General features: G+C 38.2%; 25 protein-coding genes. 8 read left to right on the top strand and 17 right to left on the bottom strand.

The genetic code is table 11. The annotated features are described in order from the left end of the window. Positions 1 to 14 precede the first annotated feature (14 nt). A complete protein-coding gene (rhlB, locus tag CL42_RS05475; RefSeq protein WP_035265921.1) occupies positions 15 to 1,166 on the bottom strand; it encodes an ATP-dependent RNA helicase RhlB in 1,152 nt (383 codons plus the stop codon). 106 nt (positions 1,167 to 1,272) lie between these two features. Beyond that, positions 1,273 to 1,485 (bottom strand): cold-shock protein, encoded by a 213-nt coding sequence (locus CL42_RS05470; protein ID WP_004824348.1) that lies wholly within the window; start codon positions 1,483 to 1,485, stop codon positions 1,273 to 1,275. A gap of 387 nt (positions 1,486 to 1,872) precedes the next feature. On the opposite strand from CL42_RS05470, the gene CL42_RS05465 reads away from it, so the two are divergent. The 5 genes from CL42_RS05465 to CL42_RS05445 all read left to right on the top strand — a co-directional run bounded on the left by CL42_RS05465 (position 1,873) and on the right by CL42_RS05445 (position 4,599). Further along, the gene (locus tag CL42_RS05465; protein ID WP_035265917.1) at positions 1,873 to 2,094 is read left to right on the top strand and encodes a sulfurtransferase TusA family protein; all 222 of its coding nucleotides are present in this window, start codon (positions 1,873 to 1,875) and stop codon (positions 2,092 to 2,094) included. 141 nt (positions 2,095 to 2,235) lie between these two features. Then, positions 2,236 to 3,105, top strand: a complete 870-nt coding sequence (gene rpoH / locus CL42_RS05460; protein WP_035265916.1) for an RNA polymerase sigma factor RpoH — start codon at positions 2,236 to 2,238, stop codon at positions 3,103 to 3,105. A 117-nt stretch (positions 3,106 to 3,222) separates the two neighbouring features. Continuing rightward, on the top strand, positions 3,223 to 3,588 hold the full coding sequence (locus CL42_RS05455) for a DUF423 domain-containing protein (protein WP_035265913.1): 366 nt from the start codon (positions 3,223 to 3,225) through the stop codon (positions 3,586 to 3,588). Between the two features lie 15 nt (positions 3,589 to 3,603). Continuing rightward, positions 3,604 to 3,801, top strand: coding sequence for a sulfur carrier protein ThiS (gene thiS, locus CL42_RS05450; RefSeq protein WP_035265912.1), 198 nt, complete (start codon positions 3,604 to 3,606; stop codon positions 3,799 to 3,801). A 12-nt stretch (positions 3,802 to 3,813) separates the two neighbouring features. Further along, positions 3,814 to 4,599 (top strand): thiazole synthase, encoded by a 786-nt coding sequence (locus CL42_RS05445; protein ID WP_035265911.1) that lies wholly within the window; start codon positions 3,814 to 3,816, stop codon positions 4,597 to 4,599. A 31-nt stretch (positions 4,600 to 4,630) separates the two neighbouring features. Here CL42_RS05445 and CL42_RS05440 read toward each other — a convergent pair whose 3' ends face one another. After that, the gene (locus tag CL42_RS05440) at positions 4,631 to 5,290 is read right to left on the bottom strand and encodes a glutathione S-transferase family protein (protein WP_035265910.1); all 660 of its coding nucleotides are present in this window, start codon (positions 5,288 to 5,290) and stop codon (positions 4,631 to 4,633) included. Positions 5,291 to 5,554: 264 nt separating this feature from the next. Beyond that, the gene (locus CL42_RS05435; protein ID WP_035265907.1) at positions 5,555 to 6,166 is read right to left on the bottom strand and encodes a glutathione S-transferase N-terminal domain-containing protein; all 612 of its coding nucleotides are present in this window, start codon (positions 6,164 to 6,166) and stop codon (positions 5,555 to 5,557) included. A 209-nt stretch (positions 6,167 to 6,375) separates the two neighbouring features. Between CL42_RS05435 and CL42_RS05430 the strand changes: the two genes are divergently transcribed. Then, positions 6,376 to 7,821 carry a SulP family inorganic anion transporter gene (locus CL42_RS05430; RefSeq protein WP_035265905.1) on the top strand — a complete coding sequence of 482 codons (1,446 nt, stop codon included), beginning with the start codon at positions 6,376 to 6,378 and terminating at the stop codon, positions 7,819 to 7,821. A 37-nt stretch (positions 7,822 to 7,858) separates the two neighbouring features. On the opposite strand, the gene CL42_RS05425 is transcribed toward CL42_RS05430, so the two are convergent. Further along, the gene (locus CL42_RS05425; RefSeq protein WP_051586531.1) at positions 7,859 to 10,321 is read right to left on the bottom strand and encodes an ExeM/NucH family extracellular endonuclease; all 2,463 of its coding nucleotides are present in this window, start codon (positions 10,319 to 10,321) and stop codon (positions 7,859 to 7,861) included. 210 nt (positions 10,322 to 10,531) lie between these two features. On the opposite strand from CL42_RS05425, the gene trmB reads away from it, so the two are divergent. Next, the gene (gene trmB / locus CL42_RS05420; protein ID WP_035265903.1) at positions 10,532 to 11,248 is read left to right on the top strand and encodes a tRNA (guanosine(46)-N7)-methyltransferase TrmB; all 717 of its coding nucleotides are present in this window, start codon (positions 10,532 to 10,534) and stop codon (positions 11,246 to 11,248) included. Positions 11,249 to 11,276: 28 nt separating this feature from the next. On the opposite strand, the gene CL42_RS05415 is transcribed toward trmB, so the two are convergent. The 6 genes from CL42_RS05415 to CL42_RS05390 all read right to left on the bottom strand — a co-directional run bounded on the left by CL42_RS05415 (position 11,277) and on the right by CL42_RS05390 (position 17,571). Continuing rightward, positions 11,277 to 12,053 (bottom strand): Rossmann-like and DUF2520 domain-containing protein, encoded by a 777-nt coding sequence (locus CL42_RS05415; protein ID WP_035265901.1) that lies wholly within the window; start codon positions 12,051 to 12,053, stop codon positions 11,277 to 11,279. A gap of 85 nt (positions 12,054 to 12,138) precedes the next feature. Next, positions 12,139 to 13,164: a hypothetical protein gene (locus tag CL42_RS05410; protein ID WP_035265899.1), complete on the bottom strand. Its 1,026-nt coding sequence runs from the start codon at positions 13,162 to 13,164 to the stop codon at positions 12,139 to 12,141. Between the two features lie 128 nt (positions 13,165 to 13,292). Beyond that, positions 13,293 to 14,192: a lysozyme inhibitor LprI family protein gene (locus CL42_RS05405; RefSeq protein ID WP_035265898.1), complete on the bottom strand. Its 900-nt coding sequence runs from the start codon at positions 14,190 to 14,192 to the stop codon at positions 13,293 to 13,295. 191 nt (positions 14,193 to 14,383) lie between these two features. Continuing rightward, complete coding sequence (locus tag CL42_RS05400) at positions 14,384 to 15,619, bottom strand: dihydroorotase (protein WP_035265897.1); 1,236 nt, start codon at positions 15,617 to 15,619, stop codon at positions 14,384 to 14,386. A gap of 10 nt (positions 15,620 to 15,629) precedes the next feature. Then, positions 15,630 to 16,646: an aspartate carbamoyltransferase catalytic subunit gene (locus tag CL42_RS05395; protein ID WP_035265895.1), complete on the bottom strand. Its 1,017-nt coding sequence runs from the start codon at positions 16,644 to 16,646 to the stop codon at positions 15,630 to 15,632. Between the two features lie 307 nt (positions 16,647 to 16,953). After that, positions 16,954 to 17,571, bottom strand: coding sequence for a LysE family translocator (locus CL42_RS05390; RefSeq protein ID WP_035265893.1), 618 nt, complete (start codon positions 17,569 to 17,571; stop codon positions 16,954 to 16,956). Between the two features lie 171 nt (positions 17,572 to 17,742). Here CL42_RS05390 and rlmKL point away from each other — a divergent pair, with 171 nt between their 5' ends. After that, the gene (gene rlmKL / locus CL42_RS05385) at positions 17,743 to 19,947 is read left to right on the top strand and encodes a bifunctional 23S rRNA (guanine(2069)-N(7))-methyltransferase RlmK/23S rRNA (guanine(2445)-N(2))-methyltransferase RlmL (protein ID WP_035265891.1); all 2,205 of its coding nucleotides are present in this window, start codon (positions 17,743 to 17,745) and stop codon (positions 19,945 to 19,947) included. 46 nt (positions 19,948 to 19,993) lie between these two features. Here rlmKL and CL42_RS05380 read toward each other — a convergent pair whose 3' ends face one another. From CL42_RS05380 to clpB, 6 genes are all read right to left on the bottom strand, one after another. Further along, positions 19,994 to 20,428, bottom strand: a complete 435-nt coding sequence (locus tag CL42_RS05380; protein WP_035265889.1) for a hypothetical protein — start codon at positions 20,426 to 20,428, stop codon at positions 19,994 to 19,996. Between the two features lie 99 nt (positions 20,429 to 20,527). After that, the gene (locus CL42_RS05375) at positions 20,528 to 21,670 is read right to left on the bottom strand and encodes a hypothetical protein (RefSeq protein ID WP_035265888.1); all 1,143 of its coding nucleotides are present in this window, start codon (positions 21,668 to 21,670) and stop codon (positions 20,528 to 20,530) included. A gap of 10 nt (positions 21,671 to 21,680) precedes the next feature. Then, positions 21,681 to 23,204, bottom strand: a complete 1,524-nt coding sequence (locus CL42_RS05370) for a GH3 family domain-containing protein (RefSeq protein ID WP_035265886.1) — start codon at positions 23,202 to 23,204, stop codon at positions 21,681 to 21,683. Further along, positions 23,204 to 23,779, bottom strand: a complete 576-nt coding sequence (locus tag CL42_RS05365; protein WP_155756959.1) for a hypothetical protein — start codon at positions 23,777 to 23,779, stop codon at positions 23,204 to 23,206. The genes CL42_RS05370 and CL42_RS05365 overlap by 1 nt, the downstream gene beginning before the upstream one ends. After that, on the bottom strand, positions 23,766 to 24,041 hold the full coding sequence (locus CL42_RS16980; protein ID WP_155756958.1) for a hypothetical protein: 276 nt from the start codon (positions 24,039 to 24,041) through the stop codon (positions 23,766 to 23,768). The genes CL42_RS05365 and CL42_RS16980 overlap by 14 nt, the downstream gene beginning before the upstream one ends. Before the next feature lie 205 nt (positions 24,042 to 24,246). Beyond that, the gene (gene clpB / locus CL42_RS05360; RefSeq protein WP_035265885.1) at positions 24,247 to 26,823 is read right to left on the bottom strand and encodes an ATP-dependent chaperone ClpB; all 2,577 of its coding nucleotides are present in this window, start codon (positions 26,821 to 26,823) and stop codon (positions 24,247 to 24,249) included. Positions 26,824 to 26,844 lie beyond the last annotated feature (21 nt).

Raw genomic sequence — 26,844 nt, 5'->3', positions numbered from 1 at the left:
TTTTTATTGAGCAATTAGCAATAACCATCTAAACGTGTCAATGGAATCTTTTGACCAATCGCTTTTTCGATCTCAGGTAAATAAAAAGCATCATCTTCTGACAAGAAACTGATACTCACCCCTCTTGTTCCTGCTCGACCTGTACGACCTATACGGTGTACATAATCATCAGACTGCTCAGGCAGAGTAAAATTAATCACGTGTGACACACCATCCACATGAATACCTCGACCAGCCACATCTGTTGCGATCATAATGTTGTGTTTGCCATTTTTAAATTGATCCAACATCTTTAAACGTTTATCTTGCGCGATTTCACCAGATAACATCACTACCTTGTAACCATCATGCTTAAGATGATCATACAGCTTACGGACCTGATCACGGCGGTTTGCAAATATCATGACCTTTTCAATGGGCTCATCACGCAATATTTCTTGCAGCAATTTGTATTTATCTGATTTCCCAACCACATAAACACGTTGCTCTACGTCAGCATTGGTTTTTTTCTCAGGCTCAATTTCGACAGTAACAGGTTCAAATAACCATTGTTGAGCAAGATTGAGTACATCATAACTAAACGTAGCAGAGAACATTAAAGTTTGACGTTGTTCTTTGCGTGGAGAGAATCGCACAATGCGTTTAACAGAAGGAATAAATCCCATATCCAGTAAACGATCTGCCTCATCAATGACTAAAAATTCAATTTGATCCAACCAAATTTCTTTTTGTTCAGTAAAATCAATCAAACGACCTGGTGTCGCGACAAGAATATCTACGAAATTTTCATCCAGTTGTTTTTTTTGCTTATCGAAGTCTACACCACCCACCAAAGTCACAACATTTAAGTCGGTAAACTTAGTCAGATCACGTGCATCGTTTTCAATTTGAATCGCAAGCTCACGCGTTGGTGCCATAATTAGAGCACGGGGTTCACCACGATAACGCTGTGTTTGTATCGGATTGTTCAATAAATCATTAATAACACTAATTAAGAATGCTGCGGTTTTTCCTGTGCCTGTTTGTGCACGTCCAATTGCATCATGCCCTGCCAACGTATATTTCAATACTTTCTGTTGAATGGGGGTCATTTCATTAAACCCTAAAGCATCAATCGCTTGCTTAAGTTGCGGATGTAAATTAAGGGTTTCGAAACCTGATGACATATAAGGGGCTCTACAATCAATATTTGATAATGGTCTATAGTATAAACAAAAAACGCCCCAATTTATCAAAATTGGAGCGTAACCTAATTTTCAGTGAAAAGTAGGATTAGTCTAAAGGCTGAACTTCTTCAGCTTGAAAACCTTTTTGACCTTGTACAACGCTGAATTCTACGCGTTGACCGTCACGAAGTGAACGGTGGCCTTCACCTTGAATAGCACGGAAATGAACGAATACGTCATCACCGCCTGCGCGTTGAATAAAGCCAAAACCTTTAGTATCGTTAAACCACTTAACAACGCCTTGTTCGCGAGCTGTCATAAGTTAATCCTCAGTTGGTAAGAAAAGGGACCACCCGGTGTTGCAAACAGCAGAGCAAACAAATTTTAAAACATTTTTTATTTCAAAGCTTGTAATCATTCTGTAAAACTATTAACAAAATCCCGGTTATATCCATTATAAATAAGGCTTAGAGAACAAATTTCTCTACGCAATCCTTAAGTACGCATTGAGCTTAACATGGGTACAACACAATTAATAGAAAAATTTTAGCTAATTATCTAACTAAAACTTGTATATTAATCACACAAATTTAGTGCAAAAATTGCACTTTATTTGAACAGTTCATCTAAATCATTTAATTTTATTCTTAAGTCACACTTTTGCTAGAATAATGACCAACTTTATTATTCAATCTCGTGTTTTACTATGTCTCAAGTGTTAATCGATGCGATGGGTAAACCTTGCCCTTTACCTTTACTGCTACTTAAGAAATCGATGAAACAAAATAGTGCACCTCAGCAATTTTTATTAAAAGCTTCAGATCCGAACAGTCAAATCGATATTCAACGTTATTGTCAGCTACATAAATTGACATGCGCATTTAAACAAGTTTCGGATTCTGAATTTCATTACGTGATTGAATCTTAGGTGTTTTCATCTAAATTAATCATGGATAAATATTGTATTTAAATTTACATTTCACTACCCAAATTCGCTTAATTCTGTATGCTATAAGGATTAAGATGAATGTAATTGGTTTTTTAAACTATTTTCCTATAAGGAGTACTCATGACTGACAGCAGCAATCAATTGATGCCCCTGTCATTGTCTGCGCCCGGGGTCAATTTAGGTGCTTACATTAGTACTGTAAACCAGATCCCTATTTTGACAGCTGAACAAGAAAAAGAGTTAGCTGAACGTTATTTTTATGACCAAGATCTAGACGCAGCTAAAATGCTGGTGATGTCCCACCTTCGTTTTGTTGTGCATATTGCCCGCAGTTACGCAGGTTACGGCTTACCTCAAGGCGATTTAATCCAAGAAGGTAATTTAGGCTTGATGAAAGCCGTAAAACGCTTCGATCCCAATATGGGAGTACGTTTAGTTTCTTTTGCAGTACATTGGATTAAAGCTGAAATCCACGAATATGTGATTCGTAACTGGCGTATTGTTAAAATTGCGACAACTAAAGCTCAACGTAAACTGTTCTTCAACTTAAGAAGCTTAAAAAAATCGAGCAAGAAATTAACGCTCGAGGAAGCACAATCTATTGCGGCTGATTTAAATGTAACAGCTGAACAAGTTCTTGAAATGGAAGGTCGTTTAACAGCTTATGACGCAGCCTTCGAAGCTCAATCCGATGAAGATGATGAAAGCTCAGTTCATGTCGCTCCTGCGCTTTACTTAGAGGATAATCGTTATGACCCTGCTCGTTTAGCAGAGGAAGAAGATTATGAATCACAGAGCACCTCTGCTTTACATGAAGCAATGGATCAGCTGGATGATCGTTCACGCAATATTTTACAGCGCCGCTGGTTAGATGATGATAAGTCTACGTTGCATGAACTAGCAGCCGAATATAATGTTTCCGCTGAACGTATTCGCCAGCTTGAAAAAAATGCCATGGACAAGATCAAGATCGCCATGTCATCAAATTAATACGATTACAAAAAAAGAGCTATAAGCTCTTTTTTTGTATTTACGCTATGCAAGTTTAAAAAAATCGTACGTCATGTATGCTATCGTATGACGCAATTTTCGATTGGGAATAACCTGATGTGGATCTCAATATCAGCCATTAATTTAGCGCTTGCCGTAATGCTAGGTGCTTTCGGCGCTCATGGCCTTAAAGCTCGTGCAACCGAAGCCCAACTGACATGGTGGCAGACTGCAACTGATTATTTCTTTTATCATGCAATTGGATTATTAATACTCGCACTCATACCAAAAATAATTCCAAACTTTTCAACTCAATTCAGCTTTATCTTCATCCAGTTCGGTATCATTTTATTTTGTGGATCTCTATATCTCATGGCTTTAGGGCTCCCGCGCGGGTTAGGGGCAATTACACCTCTTGGTGGAGCATTGATGATTATTGGCTGGCTACTTTTAGCATGGCAAGCATTCAAAATTCAACATTAATTTGAAGGTCATCTGATGAATATTTTTTTAAATGGCGAGTCGATTCAAACGCAATGCCAAAACTTATTAGAACTGGTTCAAGAATTATCGCTAGAAGGTAAACGATTTGCTGTTGAAAAAAATGAAATGATCATTTCAAAAAGTAAACTAGCAGATACCCCTATTTCAGATGCTGACCGTATAGAAATAATTCATGCTGTTGGCGGTGGTTAACTCGGAGTAAATATGGAAGATAGTCCGTTGATCATAGGATCACGTTCATTTAGTTCACGACTATTAGTGGGCACTGGAAAATATAAGGATATGCAGGAAACTGACTTAGCAATCCAAGCCAGTGGTGCTGAGATCGTTACTGTTGCAATCCGTCGCGTAAACATTGGTCAAAATCCAGATCAACCTAACCTACTCTCAGTGATTCCACCGGAAAAATACACCATTCTTCCCAATACAGCTGGTTGCTTTGATGCCAATAGTGCCATTCGCACTTGTATGCTCGCACGTGAACTTTTAGATGGTCACAATTTAATCAAGCTTGAAGTATTAGGTGATGAAAAAACGCTTTATCCTAATATTACTGAAACCTTAAAAGCTGCAAGAACATTGATCGATGATGGTTTTGAAATCATGGTTTATACCTCTGATGATCCTATCGTCGCGCAAGAACTTGAGAGTATGGGCTGTGTCGCTATTATGCCTTTGGGGAGTTTAATTGGTTCTGGTTTAGGTATTCTTAATCCACATACCATTTCTATCATCAAAGAAAATGCCAAAGTCCCTGTCTTGGTGGATGCTGGGGTTGGTACAGCTAGTGATGCTGCTATTGCGATGGAATTAGGTTGTGATGGCGTACTCATGAACACTGCAATTGCTGCTGCACAGAATCCGATTCTAATGGCTTCTGCTATGAAAAAAGCCGTTGAAGCTGGACGCGAGGCTTATCTTGCTGGTCGTATGCCACGCAAACGTATGGCAAATGCAAGCTCTCCAGAAACTGGATACTTTTTTAAATAAAAAAAACCCACTTTTTAAAGTGGGTTTTTTCTTAACTCACTCGACGATACAAAGGATCATCCAATCCATCAATTTTGATAAAGTTAGGTAAATCTTTTATTCTTTCAATCCAAGCGCGTACGTTTGGATAAGGCTCTAGAGAAATATCACCCATAGGTGCTAACGCGACATAGACAAACACTGCGATATCCGCAATAGTTGGTCTATTATTCGCTAACCATTCACGGTCTTTGAGCACACCATCTAAAATAGCCAAAGATTTGTGACCACGTATTTTCGCCTCTTTAAATGTTTGCTCAGTACTTTCTAATCCCAAACCATTGTATGGACCTTTGAAAGACAATATCGCGCGTGCCGTGAAAACCCCGAATTGCACCCAACTGGCAGCAAAGGCAAGCCAATCTACAATTTTAGCTTGTTCGACTAAATCTTCAGACCACCATGTGTTTTTATCTGAATATTTACCTGCTAAATACACCAAAATTGCGGCAGAATCAGTTAAAACAATATCGCCATCTACTAATGCTGGCACTTCGCCTTTAGGATTAATTTTTAAAAATTTCTCACTATGCTGTTCATCACTGAAATAATCTAGTTCTACAATTTCAAGATCCACTTTCAATAATGCTGCTAACAGACGTACTTTATAACTGTTACCTGATTCGTTGTAAGAATATAATTTCAAACTCATTTTTTAGTCCAACGATTTAAATACAAAATATAAATATCATATTTTAATCAACAACTTAAATAATGTTTAGTTCAAAAAATATCATGAATAAAGATATCTTATTTAATGAATTATCACTGAATCTGAAACGAATTATGATGAAAAATTTGTCTTTTTAATGCTCTCTATTTCTAAATAATCTTTGTGAAATTACTCTGAAAATTTTAGATTAAAAAAAGAGCCTTTCGGCTCTTTCTCAAAAAAAACGGAACGAAACCTTAAATGTTAAGGAATCAATCCTTCATCTCTCATCGCAATCTGTACAGACTGACGCTCTGCAACTTTATTGCGTATATGAATAATATTTTTATAAGGACTCAAGTCATGTTCAATAAGATTCGACCAATTGGTGAGTACAAATAAGTACGCATCTGCAGGTCCAAAATTATCATCTACCAAATAATCATTATTAGATTCACCAATGGTTTTATCAATGAATGTCAGTAAACGATCAACTTCGGCATACGCTTTTTGTTTTGCATCGTCCGTGAGCGTTGCACCGAAAAACACTGCATAAGCATCGTGTAATTCAGAATTTAGATAACCAAGCCACTCTAATACTTTTGCTCGACCTAATCCAGAAGGTGGGATTAAATCTTGAGCAGGATCATGCTGTGCCAAAAATGGTAAAATTGCGACATTTTCCGTTAAAATTAAGCCAGGATTAATTTCTAGCGCCGGCACATAGCCTTTAGGATTAATTGCGAAGTAATCCTCGCCTTTTTCAGTGGTATGAGTTTTAAGATCAACACGAACCAAATCAAAATCAACATTAATTTCATTTAAAATAATATGCGCTGCGAGTGAACATGCACCTGGCGAATAATACAACTTCATACTTTTTCCTTGTTATCTAACTACTATCATTTTTAAATTGCTTCACGCTTTTTTTCAATAAGAACTGTTTTTTAAATTGCAAGCAAGCGTAAACATCGATGATCTCCTTATGAATATTGTGCAGATTGAATTAATTTTCAAGCTTTTTTCAGCTTTTATTTGTGTGATGTTTTACCATAGCGCTGCTACATCTTTGTGAAAGGCAAATTGTGATTTATTTAAAGAAAGATCAGTGGTTTTCTAACATTCGAACTGACGTACTTGCAGGCTTAGTCGTAGGCTTAGCTTTGATTCCAGAGTCAATCGCATTTTCGGCGATAGCTGGCGTTGATCCTCAGGTAGGTCTGTATGCCTCATTCTGTATAGCTGTTACGATCGCCTTCTTTGGTGGTAGGACTGCTATGATTTCGGCTGCTACAGGTGCAATGGCGCTGCTGATGATCACTCTTGTTAAAGAACACGGATTACAATATTTATTGGCAGCAACGATTCTGACAGGTGTAATTCAAATTATCGCTGGATATCTCAAAGTCGCAAAACTCATGCGTTTTGTTTCCCAGTCGGTGGTCTATGGTTTCTTAAATGCTTTAGCGATTCTCATTTTTATCGCTCAATTTCCAGAAATTGCTCAAATGAATAGCTTAGGTTATATATTTTTAGCGATTGGTTTATTGGTCATTTACGCATTTCCTCATTTGCCCAAAATCGGAAAAATCATACCATCGCCATTAGTGTGTATTATTGTACTCAGTGTATTGGCACTCCTTCTTGGCGCTGACATGAGAACAGTCAGTGATTTAGGTGCATTTCCAGATACCTTGCCTGTATTTTTAATTCCTGAAATTCCATTCAGTCTCGACACTTTACTTATTATCTTACCGTACTCTCTCACGCTCGCCACAGTTGGTTTGCTTGAGACCATGATGACTACGACTGTGATTGATGAAATGACTGAGTCTGAAGGAGATCGTCATCAAGAATGTCGCGGTCAAGGGATCGCGAACATGGTAAGTGGCTTTATGGGGGGTATGGCTGGATGTGCAATGATCGGTCAATCCATCATCAATGTCAGCTCAGGTGCAAGAACAAGGTTATCCACATTAGTGGCTGGTGTTTTTTTGCTATGTCTCGTGGTCTTCTTTAAAGATTGGTTGGCTTATATTCCTATGGCGGCTTTAGTCGCCATTATGATCATGGTCGCGTTCACCACATTTAATTGGGATTCAGTAAAAAATTTCCGCAAACATCCCGTGCAAAGTAATGTTGTCATGCTTACTGTCGTGATGATAGTTCTTGCAACACATAACCTTGCTCTAGGCGTATTGATTGGTGTAATTCTGTCAGCCCTATTTCTCATTAATAAACTCGAGAGTGAAGTAAAAGTTCAATCTGAATTAGAAAATCACGTGCGATACTATACGGTGAAAGGTCAAATATTTTTCAGTAGTGCAGAAATTTTTTATGCATTTTTTGATTTCAAAGAAGATATCAAGCAAGTAGAAATAGATCTCAGCTATGCTCATATTTGGGACATCACGTCTGTCAATATGTTAGCGAATGTCGTGGCTAAATTTGAAGCTCAAGGGACTCAGGTACGTGTGATTGGTTTAAACCAAGCGAGCGTAACATTGATAGAACGTATCTCAAACACTTAAAAAAAGAGCCAAATGGCTCTTTTTTTACTGCTAAGTTTTAGGAATGGTTTCTGCGTCTCCAACCAATCAAGGCTAACAGGCTTAATCCTAAAATGGATAGCCAGTTCAACGAACCACCACCTGACTTAGTGTCACGCTGTGGCTGCTCAGCATTTGTTGAGCTGTTAAGCTCTAAGTCGACAATCACTGGATCATGATCAGATGATCTAAATGCATGATCAGCATAAAAGAGCGACTTCTGCTCTGTAGTCTTAAATTCTTCGTTATAATCTAGGTTCGTTGGCTCATCAGCGTTAATGTGCCATACAAATGCACGCTTAACCGCAGGAAAGAGCGAAGCATCAGCTAAAGCATGATCCAAATTACCAGCTCCACCAAATCCAGCTTTGTTACTGTCGACACCAAATACATAGGTATACGCCTGTTCGCCGAGCCCTACAACCTTGTTCGCCAGTACATTCGTATAATTAGCACGCTCTAAAGCCAAGATAGGATCTTCTTTTGCATAACTGTTTAAATCACCAATCAAGAGCGTATTCGGATGACCTGTAATTTGCGTTGGATTCTTTGCAATCCACTGCATGAGTTGTTGTACCGCTTTAACCCGTGTCGCATTCCAACACCCCTGACCATCACCTTGATCCGCATCAGCAGATTGATCATTTGAAGGACAACTACCTTTAGACTTCAAATGATTCGGAATAACCGTAAAGATTTTACCGCCACTTAATGGTTGAAAACTCTGAGCGAGGGTCACTCGATTTCTTTGTGACTGATCATCAAACACTGCAGCAGCATTAACAGGTTTTACACGCTTACTGTTGTAAATAATCGCAACAGCAATCGCATCATCACCTAATCGATTTGAATTTGGCGGAGTGATATATTTCCACTCCGATCCAAGTGCTCGTGTTAAATATGCAATGGCACTATTTTCACCATAACCATTATTCGCAATTTCCATTAAACCAAATACATCAGCATCGATTTCTTTCATTGCACTGACTATTTTGGCATGTTGCTTCTCAAACTCAGCTTTGCTGCTAGCACCTCGCTCAGTTGGAAAACCATTTAAGCCATTGTCATAGTTCAAAACATTGAAAGCCACGACACGGGTTTGGTTTGAATTTTTCTGAATCATCGGTGGCCGCGGGTTGTTCGCTTTAATTTGGATTTGAGTACGACCTTGTACAGGTTGAATACGCCAAGAATTAAATCGATATTCTAGAATACCCTCAACAGCATTTAACTGATCACCTGCACGTAGGGTATTTAAAGCACTAAACTGACTTGGCAGTGTAGGCGTTAAATTTTGTGCATTATATCCATCATCAAGTTCAATTTTGGACAAAAGATTTTTTTGCGCCAATGCCGTTGCTTCTCCTGATTTAGCTGGATAAATATTGGTCGGCATAAACAAACGTCCTAGACTTAATGACAGTTGTCCGTAGCGACCATAATTGTAATTTTCACTTACCGTTAATGTTTGAGGGATTTTAACCAACATACCTTGATAACGCTTTGGCGCATGCCCTGACGCGTTAGTTAAACTCTCAAATGGTAACTCGATTGATAATGGCGTTATCCTAGCGCTTGCCGCTTGATTACAAGTTAAAATATTTTCGGATAAATTATCAATCTGTAACTGATTTTGATATTCAGTTAATCGACCTTTAAGAACGACTTCTTCTCCGACTTTTCCTCCTTTTATAGGACTTGAAGCAGGAGCATATACAAAAATCGCGTTAGTTAGATCGGGTTTTGCTTTGGCATCAGGGGTTTGGATATAGAAACCTGAGAATCCATTCGCATAACGATAATCCGCAGTAATCACCCCCTTCACAGTATAGTTTTGATTCTTAGCTGCTTGTGAGAGTTCAGCGATAGGTGTATTCGCAGAGTTACAACTTAGAGTCGTCGGAGATGGCTCTATTGGTTCATTTGTACTAATCTCTAAATACTGGTTAAAAGCATTTCGATCCGACCATTTAGCCCACTCTTTTTGAATTTCAAAGGGTGCAGATGGATCTATCGAAACGACATCATGTGTTTTCTTTGTACGTTCAAAGCTTAAACCGGTTGCCCAGTTTTGCTGTATTCCAATCGCACCAAAACGGTCGACAGCCACATTGTTTTTATAGAGAACAATTGCATCATCGCCATTGAATGATAGGTTAGCAGTTTGCTGAACTACTTCACCCAATTCAGTTTTTAAATTTGAATGTCCAATTAAAAAGTGCTGCTGAGCTGTTAAAGTTCCTTGCAGCTTAACCGTCAAATTCGCGGTGGTTAGACCATTCGGAAATATTTTTAATTGATACGCGGATAAATCGACAACACCTCCATCTGGATTGTATAGTTCAATACCTTTCTTGTTGTTATTACCATCCACATACTGGCTGATCATGAGTTCAGCATACGGCGTTGAACTAAATCCGATCAAACATAAAGATAATGTGAGTTTATTGAACACCCATTTATTTAGCGTTATTTTATTCATTTTAAGTCTTATTCATTGTTCATATTATTTTCCAAGCCTAGTGTACAGGCATGACAAGTAGATGAACAATTCATGACATTTTGAAAAAGTTCATGAATAGATCGACAAATCATTGATAGCTACGTAGCGCTTTCAGGTAGAAAAAGGTTTGACTTAGGAGACTCAGGTCTTAAAATACCGCATTCGAATTTTTTCTCATTTGCCAAAGTTATGTCGAACGATCAATTAGACCCGCAAGTTGTAGAATTAGACAACTTGAACGAGCATCGCGAAATTGTCACATTTATGCGCCGTTCATCTCCGTTGAATACTTCTCAACGAACTGCGCTTGAACAATATGGTCACTTAATTTTGGAATATCCTGTTGGTGATTTACGTCAGCAATTTGAGCATCCTGAACGTCCATTGACGGTTGAAATAGGTTTCGGTATGGGGCGCTCTCTTGTACTTATGGCAAAAGCCAATCCTGAACGCAATTATGTCGGCATCGAAGTACATGTTCCCGGCATTGCACAATGTGTATATGAAGCGGGTATGGCTGGTTTGACAAACTTACGTTTACTTGATGCGGATGCAATTCAAGTTTTGCGTGAAATGCCAGATAACAGTATCAATGCAATTCAACTTTATTTCCCCGATCCTTGGCAGAAAAAACGTCACCATAAACGTCGCTTCGTCTCACACGATCGTATGCCTTTAGTTGAAGAAAAACTTGAAATGGGTGGAACATTCCATGCTGCGACCGATTGGGAACCCTATGCAGAATGGATGTTAGATGTATTAGATAACCGCCCTCGTTTAGAAAATATGGCGGGTAAAGGTAACAGTTATCCTCGTCCTGACTGGCGTCCTCAAACTAAGTTTGAACGTCGTGGAATTGAAGAAGGCCATAAAATTAACGACTTCTTATTTAAAAAGATTCAATAATAAAAAACAGGACTTAAGTCCTGTTTTTTTATTCTGATTGTCTTTTATAAATTTGATCACTCACCACACTATACACTTGGCTTAAATCCGTACGTCCAGCCTGCGCCAGCATCTCTTGATGCATATGGATAATGTTTTGATCACCACGCATCGCTGGACCAGTTTGCACCTGTTTTGGGGGATTTAAAGTCGCTTTTTTCGCAGTTTCCAAAATCAATGGGTACAATAAATTAAAATCGACTTTTTGTGCATCTACGAGCTGCTTAGCGACGTCATAGCAGTAGTTGGTAAAGTTACACGCGAAGACAGCTGCTAAATGCAAACTCAAGCGCTGTGTTGAGTCATATTGATAAACCTTTTGACTCAACTCTTTTGCCATTTGAGTCAAGGAGGCTAAATCTTGGTCGCGCATCGCTTCAACAAATATTGGCGTACTCAACCAATCAATTTGACTTTCAAAGCTAAAGGTTTGTAGTGGATAGAACACACCTGCACGCTCATGATATTGCGTGATTTTAGAGATATGGGTACTGCCAGACGTATGTACAATTAAAGCCTGAGGAAGCTGTTTTGCAACTTTTTCAGCAACTTCTTCAATTGCCTTATCACTCACCACCAATAATGCAATATCAACAGTGTCTTCGAGATCTTCAATTGCATTGCATGGTCTAGCTCTTACTAAAGCCGCCAACAAATTGGCTTTAGATTGCTCTCGACTAAACACTTGGACAATCTCATGATGCTGACTCAATACCTGAGCCAAATGATGAGCTACGCGCCCTGCTCCAATCACACTAATACGCATATCGCTTCCACATATATTCTGTATACCTAAGCATGCCGATAAAAAAAGGGCGAATCAATTCGCCCTTTTGCTATATTGTAATGAATTAATTAAACACATTGTTTAGGTATACAATTCTCTCATTGGTCTTTTGAATGAAACATTTAGAATATTGCATCTCAACATTCATTTGATTCATTTCATTGTCCCAATATTGATAATGTTGCTGATAAGTTTCGCGTTCTTTTTCTGGGATACTTTCAATTGACTTTTGAGAGACCACTTTACAGTCCACGTCACGACGTTCGAACCATTCAGTTTGATCGCTCTTTAGCTGCTCTTTTTGTTCGCCGCTCAAATTATCCCAAGTTAAATTAAGTCGCTCGACAGCTCTTGCTTGCTCTTTATCTAAATCAGATTTTCTCAATTGCATAGCTTTGAGTGCCAAGGCCTTTTGTTTTTGTTGAACAGCCTCATACTCTTCGTAAGCTTTTGATTCATTCTGATTTGCTTTACGAAATGCTTCAAATTGAACAGCATATCTCGTCATACTTGCAGCAATATCTAACAATGCATTATCAGGTTGCACACTCAGCATTAAACCTTCTTTATCCGTCTTGGTAATCTCATAATTCAAAGTGCCTGTGAGCTTATCTTGCCCATAACTGATATTGCCATGAACATCATTAATCCAATGTTGGAGCGTATAACTACCTTCGTCATGTTCACATTCATATTCGCAAGGTTTTTCAAGGTATGCATTTTCAGCACGACGTTGAAGCCCCTTCGGCAGGTGGATAACCAACTGGCTTGAACACGTCAATTTGTTTGTTGCATTTGAAGGATCACTCGTTGTTGTAATCGACTTGAGTTCAAATCTAAGCGATGAGTTGATTTGGGAAAGTAATTTTAAATCTGACTCATACTGATCTGTTGCTTTTAAACGACGATCTAAAATGTTGTTATATTCCTGTTGCGCAAAGCGTTCAATTTCTTTGACATTCGTAGGAGAAGTACAACTCCAATCAGCAATTTCTACATTCTGTGAGGTGTCTTTGCTTTTCTTATTCAGATCACAACCTGCAACGAAGATGGTAGAGATAATCAAAGCCAATTTAATCTTATACGTCATTTTTTATACCGCATATTTATAATTTTGACATATTTAATCAAATAAAAAACAACAACTCCATCACATTTTTATTTTTTTAAAATTTGATGCGTAAAAGCTAACGCTCAACAACCCTGATTAATCAATGCCTAACTTAGAGTGAAAATTTTTTGCTGTAATTCAGATGTTCGACTAATCGCCATATTTGTTTCGCAATTCAATCTAAAAACTTCAGGATTATCGGCACCTTCACTATTTAGTTTGCATTCTAAATTACGCTTTTTAGCCCACAGTTCTTGCTCGTATTGTATTTTTTGGCGTGCTTGAAGTGAAGATCTACTCCATACAGAATTTAGATCTTCATTGGCTTGATCTAATTTAAGTTGTGCTTCAGCAATAAGAACGGATTGATAATCGTCTGAGGTTTTATTTTGATTATTTAAAAGTGCTTGTTTCTTTTGACGATCTAACGCTAAAGCCGTCAAACGTGAAGGTTTTAAATGTGCATCTATTAGAACTTTTTGCATAAAGCTGGTGAAATGTAGTGCATTCACCAATTGTACAGTTACTTCATGCTCTGAAATTCGTACACTATAATTTAACTCAGTAGAAATCTGATTGTTCTCAAAGTTTAATTGAGAAAGTGCGGCTGATTCTAAAACATTTGACTCTCGATTTAATGCGCGTGATACATCAGCATCCGTCAGATAATTTGATGGTAGTTCAGCAGTGACTCTTGCTGTACACATCGTCTGATCAGAGGATCTCATTTTCTTTATTTTATCAATGTTTTCAATTTTAAATTGAACTGGTTTCAAACTACGCTGTAAGAGTTGACCATCTATAATAACTTGATCATTTTCTATAATACTTTTGAGTTGAGTCGCTGAGATATTCGCGATGTCTTTATGGATGACTTGTTCGAGTTTTAATTGCACTTCAGGTTGATCACAACGATTAAAAGCATACATGATTGAATACACTTGTTGGCATCCTGACAACACACCAACCATGCACAATGTGGTCAATGTTTTCATCTGAAGTTTCATGCTACTCCCCCAATCAAACTCAAGCTCTTGATACCAAACCTCATTGGTTTTGTTTTGATTCTTATTAAAGCTCTCAGTTAAATTTTATTAAAAAATAAAGATCTTCATAAAATATACTGAATCATGAATTATTCAATCATCCATAATAAAAAAGGCCGATATTAATCGACCTTTAAATGATTGAATTCACATTATTTTATGAAAGTACGAATTACCTTACCTTTGACTTTTTGATTAATCAATGGTGTATTTTTACCTTGAGAAATAATAGAAGATTTATCAAGTGTCCATTCCAAATCTGGATCAACCAGCACCCATCCAGCCTGTGCTTTCCATGTCTCAGTCATCTGTGCGACAGCAGCTGGCGCACTCGTTACTTTTTCAACCCACTCTAATGGACTAAATAGACCTTCTTCAATCAATTTGATTCCAAAAGGAACATATGAATCAAAAGCAGTAAAACCTGGCAAAGTCTCTGCAAAAGGTGCCATTTTTGCAGAACTACTGAGTGGTTCATGATGCGTACAAATCGCGTCAATTACTCCAGATTTCAGACCCTGACGAAGTAATTCTTTATCAGATTCTGCACGCAAAGGTGGACGTACATGTGCCAAGCAGTTGAATCCATCAATTAAAGACTCTGTAAGATGTAACTGATGCATTGCAACATCACACGTGACTGGCAATCCTTTTTCCTTCGCGATACGTATTAACTCAACTGAAGCACCACAAGACAGTAACCCGAAGTGTGCGCGGACTTTTGTTGCCTCTATCATTAATAGATATTTTGCGATCGCGACCGTTTCTGCCAAAGCAGGAATCATTGGTAAACCTTGGCGTGAAGCAATAAAGCCTTCATGCACACAGCCATCTTTCGCAATTTGAGGCTCTTCAGCATAGAATACGACAGTTAAATTCAAACCTGCAGCATATTCAAGCGTACGAAGCACCACATCGTCATTCGCAAAAGGTGCATTTGCATTTGATACAGCAGTACAACCACCCTTTTTTAAACCCGCCATGTTGGCAGGTTGATTTCCTTGAAGCCCTTGTGTTTGTGCACCTATCACCTCAAGGTAAATCCCGCCATCTAACATTGCCTTTTCAACAAGACCATGAATTAAAGCGCCATTGTCCTGAACGATAGGTTTTGAATCTGGTGGGGTAAATACATGTAAAATGCCATTTTCACGTGCTGCTTTACCTTCAGATTTCAACGTTCCATGTTGTTGTTGACCTGGCTCTCGTAAACGTGCACACAAATCAACCATCGTTGGCATCAGCCATTTGCCTTGCCCATCGATGCTTTCATGAACCTCAGAAGTCGCTTCGATGCGTTTTCCATCTTGAATAAAAATAGTTTCTATTTGATCAGTTTGAGCAATTGGATCTAGGACGCGTACATTTTCGACTTTAACAATAGACATGACTGATTCCTTATACCGCAACTGCTTCAATTAAACCTTGTTCTTGTAACTGACCCTGCATCGCCAGCGCGAGAACTGCCATACGCACCGCAATACCATTAGTCACCTGATTCAAAATCACGGATTGAGGACCATCTGCAATACTTGAATCAATCTCAACACCACGATTCATCGGCCCTGGATGCATCACGATACAATCAGGTTTCGCCAAAGCCAAACGCTCTTTGTTCAGACCATACATTTTGTAAAATTCGGCTTGTGACGATAATGCAGGTGAATCGATACGTTCATTTTGAATACGTAAAGTAATGATGACATCACAATCCTTAATCCCAGCTTCCATATTGTTAAATAGGCGAACACCTTCACCATATTCATCAAAGCCATAAGGAAGTAAAGTATTCGGCGCAATCACACGAATATCTTTACAACCTAATGTTTGCAACGCAGCCACATCAGAACGTGCAACACGTGAATGTTTAATATCCCCAATGATCGCAATGGAAATATCTTCAAATTTTTTATTGGTTTCACGGCGAATCGTAAGCATATCTAACATTGCTTGAGTTGGATGCGCATGACGTCCATCACCCGCGTTGATAATCGCAACAGTTGGACAAACATCCTTCGCAATAAAATGTGCAGCACCCGATGAAGAATGTCGAACCACAAAGATATCGGCCGCCATTGCCTCTAAATTCCACAGTGTATCTCTCAATGTTTCGCCTTTAGAAGTACTTGAGCGAGCAATATCAATATTGAGTACGTTGGCAGAAAGACGTTTTGCCGCTGCTTCAAATGTCGTTCGTGTACGTGTCGAATTTTCGAAAAACAGATTCATTACCGTTTTGCCTTCAAGCAAATTATTGGTAATGAGCTGATTTTGGTCATTAAAAAAGGACTGTGCAGTGTCCAATATTTTTGTAAGAGTTTCTTTTGAAAGGCCTTCGATGGTGAGGAAGTGTTTGAGATTCCCATCTTGGTTGAGTTGAATCTGGCTCGGTGTATGCAATGCAGCGAAGTGCATGAGAGATTCCTTATACGTTAAGTCAACGTATTATACAGATTCTAAAATGATTTGGCAGTGACCCACACTGCAGCTGATCAATATCTAACTTCATCACGACTTATGATGTTTCATAAAATTTTTCAAAAACTTAATTTAACCAAAAGCATTCCATTGAAATCTTCTAATTCTCTCAAAATTAGGCTCATAACTCCTACATAAAAGCTTGTTTATCTTTATTTTCATACATATGTTCAATCCAATTTCCCTGAAATAGTGAGTTAGATTATAAAAATAGAAATTTTCAATAAATGATCCACTCATAGTTTTATGGATATGTTAAAAAATAAGTGAGACACATCTGTATAGCAATCACAATTAAAAGACTTCCCATCACCCTATTGAAAATTCTTGCCCGATTTCCCACATTAAGAAAGTGAGCCAATTTTTCCCCTGCATATCCCCAAAGCCATAAAGAGACATAGCAGACCATAAAATAAATCAAAACAAAAAGCGCTAAATAAACACTATTCTCTGAAGCTGAAAATAGGGCTGCACCTGAAACGGCGGCAATCCAAGCTTTTGGATTCAGCCACTGCATTAACGCACCTTGCGTAAAATTTGGAATCTTCTCTAGATCTTTGTGATCTGTTCGAATTTTTTCGCCTTTAGCGCTTAAAATATTCCAGCCAATCCAAACCAATAGAGCCGTTCCTAACAGCGCAATAGCGTCCAAAAGAACCGGATACAATAAAATAATCTGATATAAACCAAAGCAAACTGCTGCAAGTAAAGCAGTAAATCCAATGGTAGCACCTGAAATAAAAGCAAAAGTTTTTCGAACACCAAAGTTCATACTGCTACTGAGAATAGTTAAATTAACAGGTCCAGGAGAGATAGACATCGATAATAAAAAGGTAAACATAGAGAAAATTAAAGCCAGCATATTTTTTTATCTTTTAGTGTTTTTTAGTTTTATGGGGCTATATCAACCAGTTTCAATCAATCTTTTAAATTTAAATTATTTTTAAAATGGTTGGATCAACGCATTAAAGCAGTTTTAAAATCAAAAATAAGTTAAAATATACGATTGCTTTATTAGTCTTTGGGAATGTTCATGAATTCTAAACCTCGTCTTTCTACATATTGGGTTACCTGTGCAGATGGGCTTGAAACCTTACTTCAAGAAGAAATTGAAGGTTTAGGAGTACAAAACGTTGAACGTTTCCCTGGGCGATTGGTTTTCAAAGGTCAATTGGCTGATGCCTACCGCATTTGTATGTGGTCTCGTCTTGCATCACGTGTTTTGACGCCTATCCATACGTTTGAAGTTGAATTTACTCACGATGCACGCGATGTAGCTGAAGAACTCTACGAAGGTGCAAATAGTTTTGACTGGTCGCTTATTTTTGCACCTCAAAGTACATTTGCTGTGCGTTTACATGTCGAACGTGAGATCAAAGTCAACAGCCAATTCGCCACCTTACGTGTGAAAGACGGTATCGTAGATTCCTTCATGGAGGCTGTCGGTAAGCGTCCAAGCATCGATATCAAACAACCAGAAATAACCATTTACGCTTTGGCTGGTAAAAAAGAACATACTTTCTGTTTAGATTTGTCTGGCGATTCATTGCATAAACGTGGCTATCGCCACTATATGACTGATGCACCTATCAAAGAAAACTTGGCTGCAGCCATTCTTCAACACGCACAATTAATTGAAAAGAATCCAGATATTGTTCTTGATCCAATGTGTGGTTCAGGAACATTTATTATTGAAGCTTTAATGATGTTAACTGACCGCGCGCCTGGTTTGGTTCGTCGTTTCGGCTTTAATGGCTGGAATGGTCATGATCATGATCTTTGGATGCAAATTAAAGGTGAAGCTGCGGAACGTCACAAAGTTGCCTTAGAAAAACCGCTTCCAAAATTCTATGCCTTTGACGCAGATTGGGAAGCAGTAAAAGCAACCAAAAATAATATCCGCGCAGCAGGATTTGAGGCGTTGCTTGATCAAATTCAAATTGAAGAGCGTACCCTTTCTGATTGGCCAGATTTTAAAGCAGAAGGTAAATCTGTGGTCGTTGTCACTAACCCACCTTATGGTGAGCGTCTTGGTGATAAAGGCTCTAGCCGTTCATTCTATCTTGGTCTATCTGGCTTACTTCAAAAGAACTTTGCCAACCAAACTGCCGCAGTTATTGCAGCTCAAATTGAACAAGCAGACGTGTTGGCATTTAGCGAAACTCAAACGCTTCGCTTAATGAATGGTAAGCTACCTATTTATATTCGCTCAGGTAAGATTAAGCCACCTGTTGTGACACAACCTTTCTTAGCCAATTGGCTACCACTTCAATTCGATAAAATTGAAGGTGCTGAAGATTTTACAAATCGTTTGCAAAAGAATATGCAGAATTTGAAAAAATGGGCTGTAAAAGAAAATATCTATTGTTTGCGAATTTATGATGCTGATCTACCAGACTTCAATGTCGCTGTAGATCTATATGGTGACCGATTGCATGTTCAAGAATATGCCCCACTAAAATCAATCGATCCTGAAAAAGCGAAAAAACGTTTTAATCTTGCTTTACAAGCAATCCGTGCTGTCACAGGTTTAGGTCGCGATGCCATTTTTATCAAGACTCGTGCTCGTCAGGAAGGTAAAAACCAATACACTAAACAAAGTACTGCCTCTAAACGCTTTATCGTTCAAGAAGGCAAAGCGAAAATCTTGGTTAACCTCACAGATTATTTAGATACTGGTCTTTTCCTCGATCATCGCCAAATTCGCTTACGCATCGCTGCTGAAGCGAAAGGTAAACATTTCCTTAATCTATATAGTTATACCTCAACTGCAAGTTTACATGCTGCGTTAGGTGGTGCTGCGAGCACGACCAGTGTCGACCTTTCAAATACTTATTTGAACTGGTCTAAAGAAAACTTTGTCTTAAATGGTTTAACGGTTGATCATGCTGACCAACAACACCAGTTCTTTGCCAGTGATTGTTTTGAATGGTTAAAAGAAGGTCATGAACAATATGACTTAATCTTTATCGATCCGCCAACGTTCTCGAACTCTAAAAAATTCCATGGTACGTTTGACGTTCAACGTGATCACTTATCCCTGATTAAGCGTGCAATGAATCGTTTAACCACTGGTGGTACACTGTATTTCTCAAATAACTATCGTGGTTTTGAATTAGACGACGAAATCAAAGCGTTTTATGACATTGAAGAACTCACCCATGAAACAATTGGTCTAGACTTTAAACGTAATACTAAAATTCACCGTTCATGGAAAATTAGACATCTTCAAGCCTAATGATTAGAGAGCTTGACCAATAAAAAGGGCAATTCGTTTGCCCTTTTTATTTTCTTAAATTTTTTGAAGGTGGATATTCCTTAGTCACAATAATGATAGGATCAGTTGAAACATAGACAGTGCGTGGTAGCGTATCATAAGGATAATGCGTCAGTGGTTTAATGGTTTTGCTAATCTGCTCTGGATCTGCTTTTTTGGTCAACTCAAAATCAGAAACCGCATTTGAAACCAATTGCTTCTGATTAAATTCTTCTGCTTGAATCTGAGCCAAATGTTGTTGATTCTGTATTTGTTCTTCAGTGCTTTGTGCTACTTCATTTTTTAATTCTTGCACTAAATTTTCATTCAAATTTTGATCAATCACTTGCTGTTCGATAAGTTCAGATTCATCTAATTTCTGTGCAGTTGCCCATTGAAAACTACACATCAGCATGCCAGAAATTAAAATTGACCGTCGAAAAGTAACACTTATAAATTCCATTTTTTATCTCGAAAATTATTATTGTAGTTTTATTTATATATTTATTAATTACAGCTAATCAAGTGCGTTCACCCGCATTCCGATGAACGCACCACATTCTTAAATACGACTCACTTCAAAGTAAGAGTATTTAGAACGATCAATCACGTCATAGGGTTTACTTTCATAACTATGAAGCGTGTGAACTGCTTTCATTTTATGTGATGAACACTGTTCTAGAACTTGCTTACGTGGATCATTCTCAACCACTGTCACACAAAATGATGTTTTACCCTGAGCTTTCACCAATGTGTTTACATTGGTCAGCATAAACTTTAATACTTCAACCGCATTTGGATGACAGAGGAAACTATGCGTCATGAGATAATCAAAGGATTGCCCCTCTTCTGGAAGCGTTAACTGTCCAGTAATACGAGCATAAGTGTTATAAACAGGCTTCAACAGTTTTAACGTTTTAGAATAACTCGCCACTTTAGTTTGTTTAAAATCTTTTTGATCCCACAAACCAAATAAACCTACGATTTTTTGATCTGAATTGAGCACTAAATGAAAGTCTTCTAACCTCAACCCATACCAAAAAGGATGATTAGCTTCCAGTAACTGTTTAAAGTCATAATCAGGTAAAAAATTATAATGAGAAGCCATTTCTTGTATAAAACCATTGACCGCATCAATCTTATCTATGGTCAGTGTTTCAAGGCGAAGTCCAGCAGACTGCTTAAACTTAGGTACCTTAGAAATGGTAAAAGTAGTCATCGAATCAAAGATATAAGGTAAAGCGTATCCTTCTCTTTCACGATGCATCATATTTCGAGCTACTTTATTATCTTCTAAAATCACGCTTTGAAAGATAATTTCACGTGGTAAGCAGTCAAAAATGTATTCCATAAAGACATTAAAGGCTTTTTTACCCCGGGCAGTGAGCTTGATCCGTAGATCTGAAACATAGCGTAATTGTTCAGCGGCACCATTAATCCAATACAATTTCCAACCGATGTTCATCATGGCAATAATCTGATCAGGTTGATCTTGATGTACGACAACCAAAATTTCGGGCTTATTATATTGTGCATGTGTGGCCCGAAAATAACTCGGTTTTCGCTCAAATGAAATCACCATACCGTTACTCGGCATACTTTCAGAAATCAGCTCAATCAATTGAGGATCATCTTGCTCCGCAGCATAACGTAGATAAAATTCAGGCGATATTTTTGATCGATATAGTAAATTTTGCTCTGTCATTTTTAAATTCTTAAATAAATTTCATTTTCTTCAAAGGTTCTGGCTTGATATTCCCCTCAATCATGCCATTGCGCATTGCGATAGTCTTATATTCATGCCATGCATCTTCCACATGCATCACGCGCGCTTCATCTAATTGCCCTAAATTACGCGCCAGCTCATAGTGAAAATTTTGTTTTAGCAATTGATCTAACTGTTGATCAGACGGCTGCCCACTCACACTACCCTCAGAAAGCAAAACATAATAAGGTTTCGATTCGGTCTGTTCTATTCCAAGTAAACTAATGGGTAAAAAACCGTTTTGTTTAAATGTATCGATCACACTCAAAGCAACCGTTTGATCAATCTTCTCACCGACCAAATCAACTGTCATCTTTCGACCAAGGAATTTAAAGCAAGGGATACCCTGATAAAAAGTATCAACCAATAACTCATCATCAATAATATAGCGTTTCAAACCTGACCCCGTCGTAATAATAGGACTCACGATTTGACCTGGTTTAAGCAGCCAAGCAGGATAAATTTGCTGAGTATCTAAATCCTGAAACTCATAAAAATGAGCTTGATACATCAGTGGATAATGATCTTCTAAAGGTATAGTTACCACACCTTCAGTGGCCCAAAGCCCTTTACCCTCAAAACTTACACCCTTAATTTTGGTTTTTAGAATTTGTGCCCAGTGCTGTGCACTTGCTGTATCCCAAGATGAAATTAAAAATAGCTTTGGCCATAATTTTTTCCAACAAGTCGGGTCTTCCAAATCTAATTGTTTTAAAATCTGGCTACGTTGCACAGATTTTTTGATTTTTAAGAAATCTAATCTCTGACGACTCCACTGACCAGTCGATAAAACTTCAACGATTTCACTCTTATTTTCTTGGATAATTTCGATCAGTTGCAGTGCAAAAGTTGGACTCCAAACCGAAATCATGCCGAGATTTGCATCTCTGACTAAATACACAGCTGTAGCGAACATCGCATCTTCAGCAGTTTCTGCCAAAGCAATGTCAGCAGGCACGGCCTGCGTAATTTGAGTTAAAATTCGTTTTGAAAAAGAAAGTAAGGCACTATCATCATTTAAATTATGAGTGGTCGTCAGTTGACGCTGGCTTTCAGGCAACCAAGATACAGACCAATAGTGTGTTGTACGTTTTAATTCAGGATAACGACGATATAAACTCGTGAGCCATAAACCAATCGCCTGATCTATTTCACCTAAAAATTGTTGGGTATATGGAATAAATTTGAGTGCTTCACTTGAACCACTTGTAGGCTGGAATCGGATAATTTTACTTTTATTAAGTAAATTTACGCATTGATTACGTGATGCTTCAACTTTCTGCTTCCAATCAGCATAACGTGTTACTGGAAAATGTTGAGCAAACGACTCATATTCCATCTTTGGATCATCACATATAACTTTTAATTTATCACGCTGAACTTTTTCCAATTGATCAGCGTATTGATAAAAGTCTTTAAATGATTTTTTACAGGCCAAATTTAAAACTTGATGAGCTGCAAATATCACAGACATTAGGCCACCTTAGAATCTTGATCTTGATCTTTGGTTTGAGCCGATTTAGATAATTTATCTTTATTCAGATTCGACTTATTTTTTTTGAGCGATGATTTTTTCACAAACCTTACCGCTGTTTGCAAAATATCAACCCAACGCAGCTCACCAATACACGGTAATTCAGTACCTTGAACCCAAGATGGATTGCATTCCTCAAAAAACTCAATTTTACGATTTTTCTGGCGCATTTCTTCTGTTATTGGGGCCACATCAGGTTTCAGACACTGATAGTTTTCTCCAAAATCAATCAGCTTTGATTCATCATCATAGTATTCTGCAAAATACTCACGACAATACGCTTCAACATAATCTTTTAAATATTCATCTTTATTTTCAGGATTTGGATAATAGTGATAATAATTATTTGCAAGAAGTAAGTAGGTCTTAAAGCCCTTTGAGATCAGCATCCAATAGATCGGTACACCCGTATGACGTAATTTGAAGGTCATTACATAACGGAACATCGCACGTTGTAATGCTCGACTACCCCAATACGCCTCCTCAATAATGGTATCACCACTAAAAAAAAGCATGGGCAGTTTTACCGTTCACGGTAAAATTTCGCTCCATTACAGTTGAGAAACCCACTAAAAAATCTTTTTTGGGTTCTCGAATGATAAACACACCAGTCTTTTCCAGAAGGTCTCTTTCAAAAATTTCAAAGACTGTATTTGAATAATAGTTACTGTAAATATTGAACATCTTTTCAATATCACGGGGTTTTAAATCTTTTACCTTAACAAACTCACTATAAGGTTCTTTTTTTAATTTTCGGAGTCGTTTTAATTCTAGCATATTGATCCCATTAAGCTAAACAATGAATTCCTTTTGTGAATCAATAAACAAATTAAACATTTATTCACAAAAATATTGAGTGCAATCTTATACTTAATAGATTTGAGTAGCAATTTTATTAAAAAATAAATTTATTATTTTTAAATCACTTAAATGAAAAAAAACCTAGAACGAATTCAGGTTTTCTAAGTTTGTTTATTAAATTCTAATTTAATTTAAGTTTACTAAAACTCAAATTTCCATCAGTGCTTTGTATAACAATTGTATCTCCTGGCAAAAATTCTCCCGCCAAGATTTTTTGAGCCAATGTATTTTCAACCTTTTGTTGAATAGCACGTTTAAGTGGTCGAGCCCCATAGATTGGGTCATATCCTGCCTCAATTAATTCATCGAAAGCAGTGTCATCTACAGTCAAACTTAAATCACGATCAGCCAAACGAGCACGTAAGCGATCTAACTGAATATCCGCGATACCTCGAATCTGCGATTTTTTCAGTGCATGGAAGATTACAAGCTCATCAATTCGGTTAATAAACTCTGGTCTAAAATGCTCAGAAACAGCAGCCATCACAACACTGCGTACATCTTGTTCCGTCGCCATGTCACCTAATTCGCGCACTTCATTTGAACCTAAGTTTGAAGTCATGACGATCACGGTATTTTTAAAATCCACCACACGCCCTTGCGAATCAGTCAAGCGACCATCGTCAAGTACCTGAAGCAGAATGTTAAATACATCTGGATGAGCCTTCTCTACTTCATCAAATAACACCACGCTATAAGGCTTACGGCGTACTGCTTCAGTTAGCACACCACCCTCTTCATAACCAACATAACCAGGAGGTGCTCCCACCAAACGACTAACAGAATGTTTCTCCATAAATTCAGACATATCGATACGGATCATGGCATCGTCACTGTCAAATAAGAAGTTTGCTAAAGCTTTAGTTAACTCAGTTTTCCCAACACCTGTTGGACCTAAAAATAAGAATGAACCACTTGGGCGATTCGGATCTGAAAGTCCAGCACGTGAGCGTCGTACAGCATTAGAAACTGCAACTACCGCTTCATCTTGGCCTACGACGCGGTTATGTAAAAATGTTTCCATACTGAGTAATTTTTCACGCTCACCCTGTAGCATTTTTGCTACAGGAATTCCTGTTGCTGCACTTACAACTTCGGCAATTTCATTGTCCGTCACTTTATTACGCAATAATTTAGGTTCAACTTTCTCTTCAGATGCTTCTTCACTGAGTCGTTTCTCCAAATCAGGAATAACACCGTATTGAAGACGAGCCATTTCAGCTAGATCATTTTCACGTTGTGCCTTTTGCATCGCAATACGTGCTTGATCAAGCTCAGCCTGAATTTGTTGATCGCCTTGGACCAAACGCTTTTCAGAAACCCACACTTCTTCAAGATCGCTGTATTCCTTCTCCACTTCAGCAATTTGTTTTTCTAAGTGTGAAACTTCAGCTTTACTTCCCGCATCTTCGTCTTTTTTTACAGCCTCAAGCTGTAATTTGAGTTGAATAAGACGACGCTCTAATTTATCTAGAGACTCAGGTTTTGAATCAAGCTCCATCTTAATTCGAGATGCCGCCTCGTCAATTAGATCAATCGCTTTATCTGGTAGTTGACGATCTGTAATGTAACGATGTGACATTTTAGCTGCAGCAATGATGGCAGAATCTAAGATTTTGACACCATGATGTACTTCATAGCGCTCTTTTAATCCACGTAAAATCGCAATCGTGTCTTCAACGCTAGGCTCGTCAACCAATACTTTCTGGAAACGACGTTCAAGTGCTGCATCTTTTTCAATGAATTGTCGATATTCATCTAAAGTTGTAGCACCTACACAACGTAATTCTCCGCGTGCTAAAGCAGGTTTCAACATGTTACCTGCATCCATTGCACCGTCGCCTTTACCTGCACCGACTAGAGTGTGCAACTCATCGATAAACAGAATAATTTCACCATCATGTTTAGCAAGATCTTTTAATACTGCTTTTAAGCGCTCTTCAAATTCACCACGATATTTTGCACCAGCTAAAAGCGATCCAAGATCAAGTGATAAGACACGTTTATTTTTTAAACTTTCAGGCACTTCTCCATTAACGATACGCTGTGCTAAACCCTCAACAATGGCAGTTTTACCGACACCCGGCTCACCAATCAAAACAGGATTATTTTTTGTACGGCGTGATAAAACTTGAACTGTTCGACGAATTTCATCATCTCGCCCAATCACTGGATCAAGCTTGCCAGAAAGTGCTCGCTCAGTGAGATCGATGGTGTATTTGTTTAATGAATCACGTTGATCTTCATGATTGTTACTCATGACTTTTTCATCACCTCGAACTTTAGTTATCGCCGCTTTTAAACCTGCGGATTGAACTCCAACCGCATTCAAAATAGTTTTGGTTGCACCCGTTTCCGCTAAACCAAGTAACACCCAATCTGTTGAAAGAAACTCATCACCCGATTTTTGTGCATAACTATCTGCCAAGTTAAGCGCTTTAACCACATCTGGACTGAGATTGATATCCCCAGTTGGATGGGCAAGTGTTGGTGCATCAGCAAGCGCCTGTTGCAACTTTGTGCTCAATTCTCGTAAATTCGCCCCTGCCTGCTGCAACAAACTCATATTTGATGGCTCTTCAAGCAGTGTCGATAGTATATGGATGCCTTCAATCGCTGTATGATCCTTGCCCATTGCTAAAGATTGCGCATCAGATAAGGCTTGCTGTAAGCGATTTGTAAATTTTTCAAAACGCATTATTATTTTCCTCACAACAAA

The sequence above is a fragment of the Acinetobacter sp. Ver3 genome (assembly GCF_000632455.1).
In the GTDB taxonomy this organism is placed as follows: domain Bacteria; phylum Pseudomonadota; class Gammaproteobacteria; order Pseudomonadales; family Moraxellaceae; genus Acinetobacter.
The sequence above is the reverse complement of the archived record's forward strand: the minus strand, read 5'-3'. Positions and strand labels throughout refer to the sequence as shown.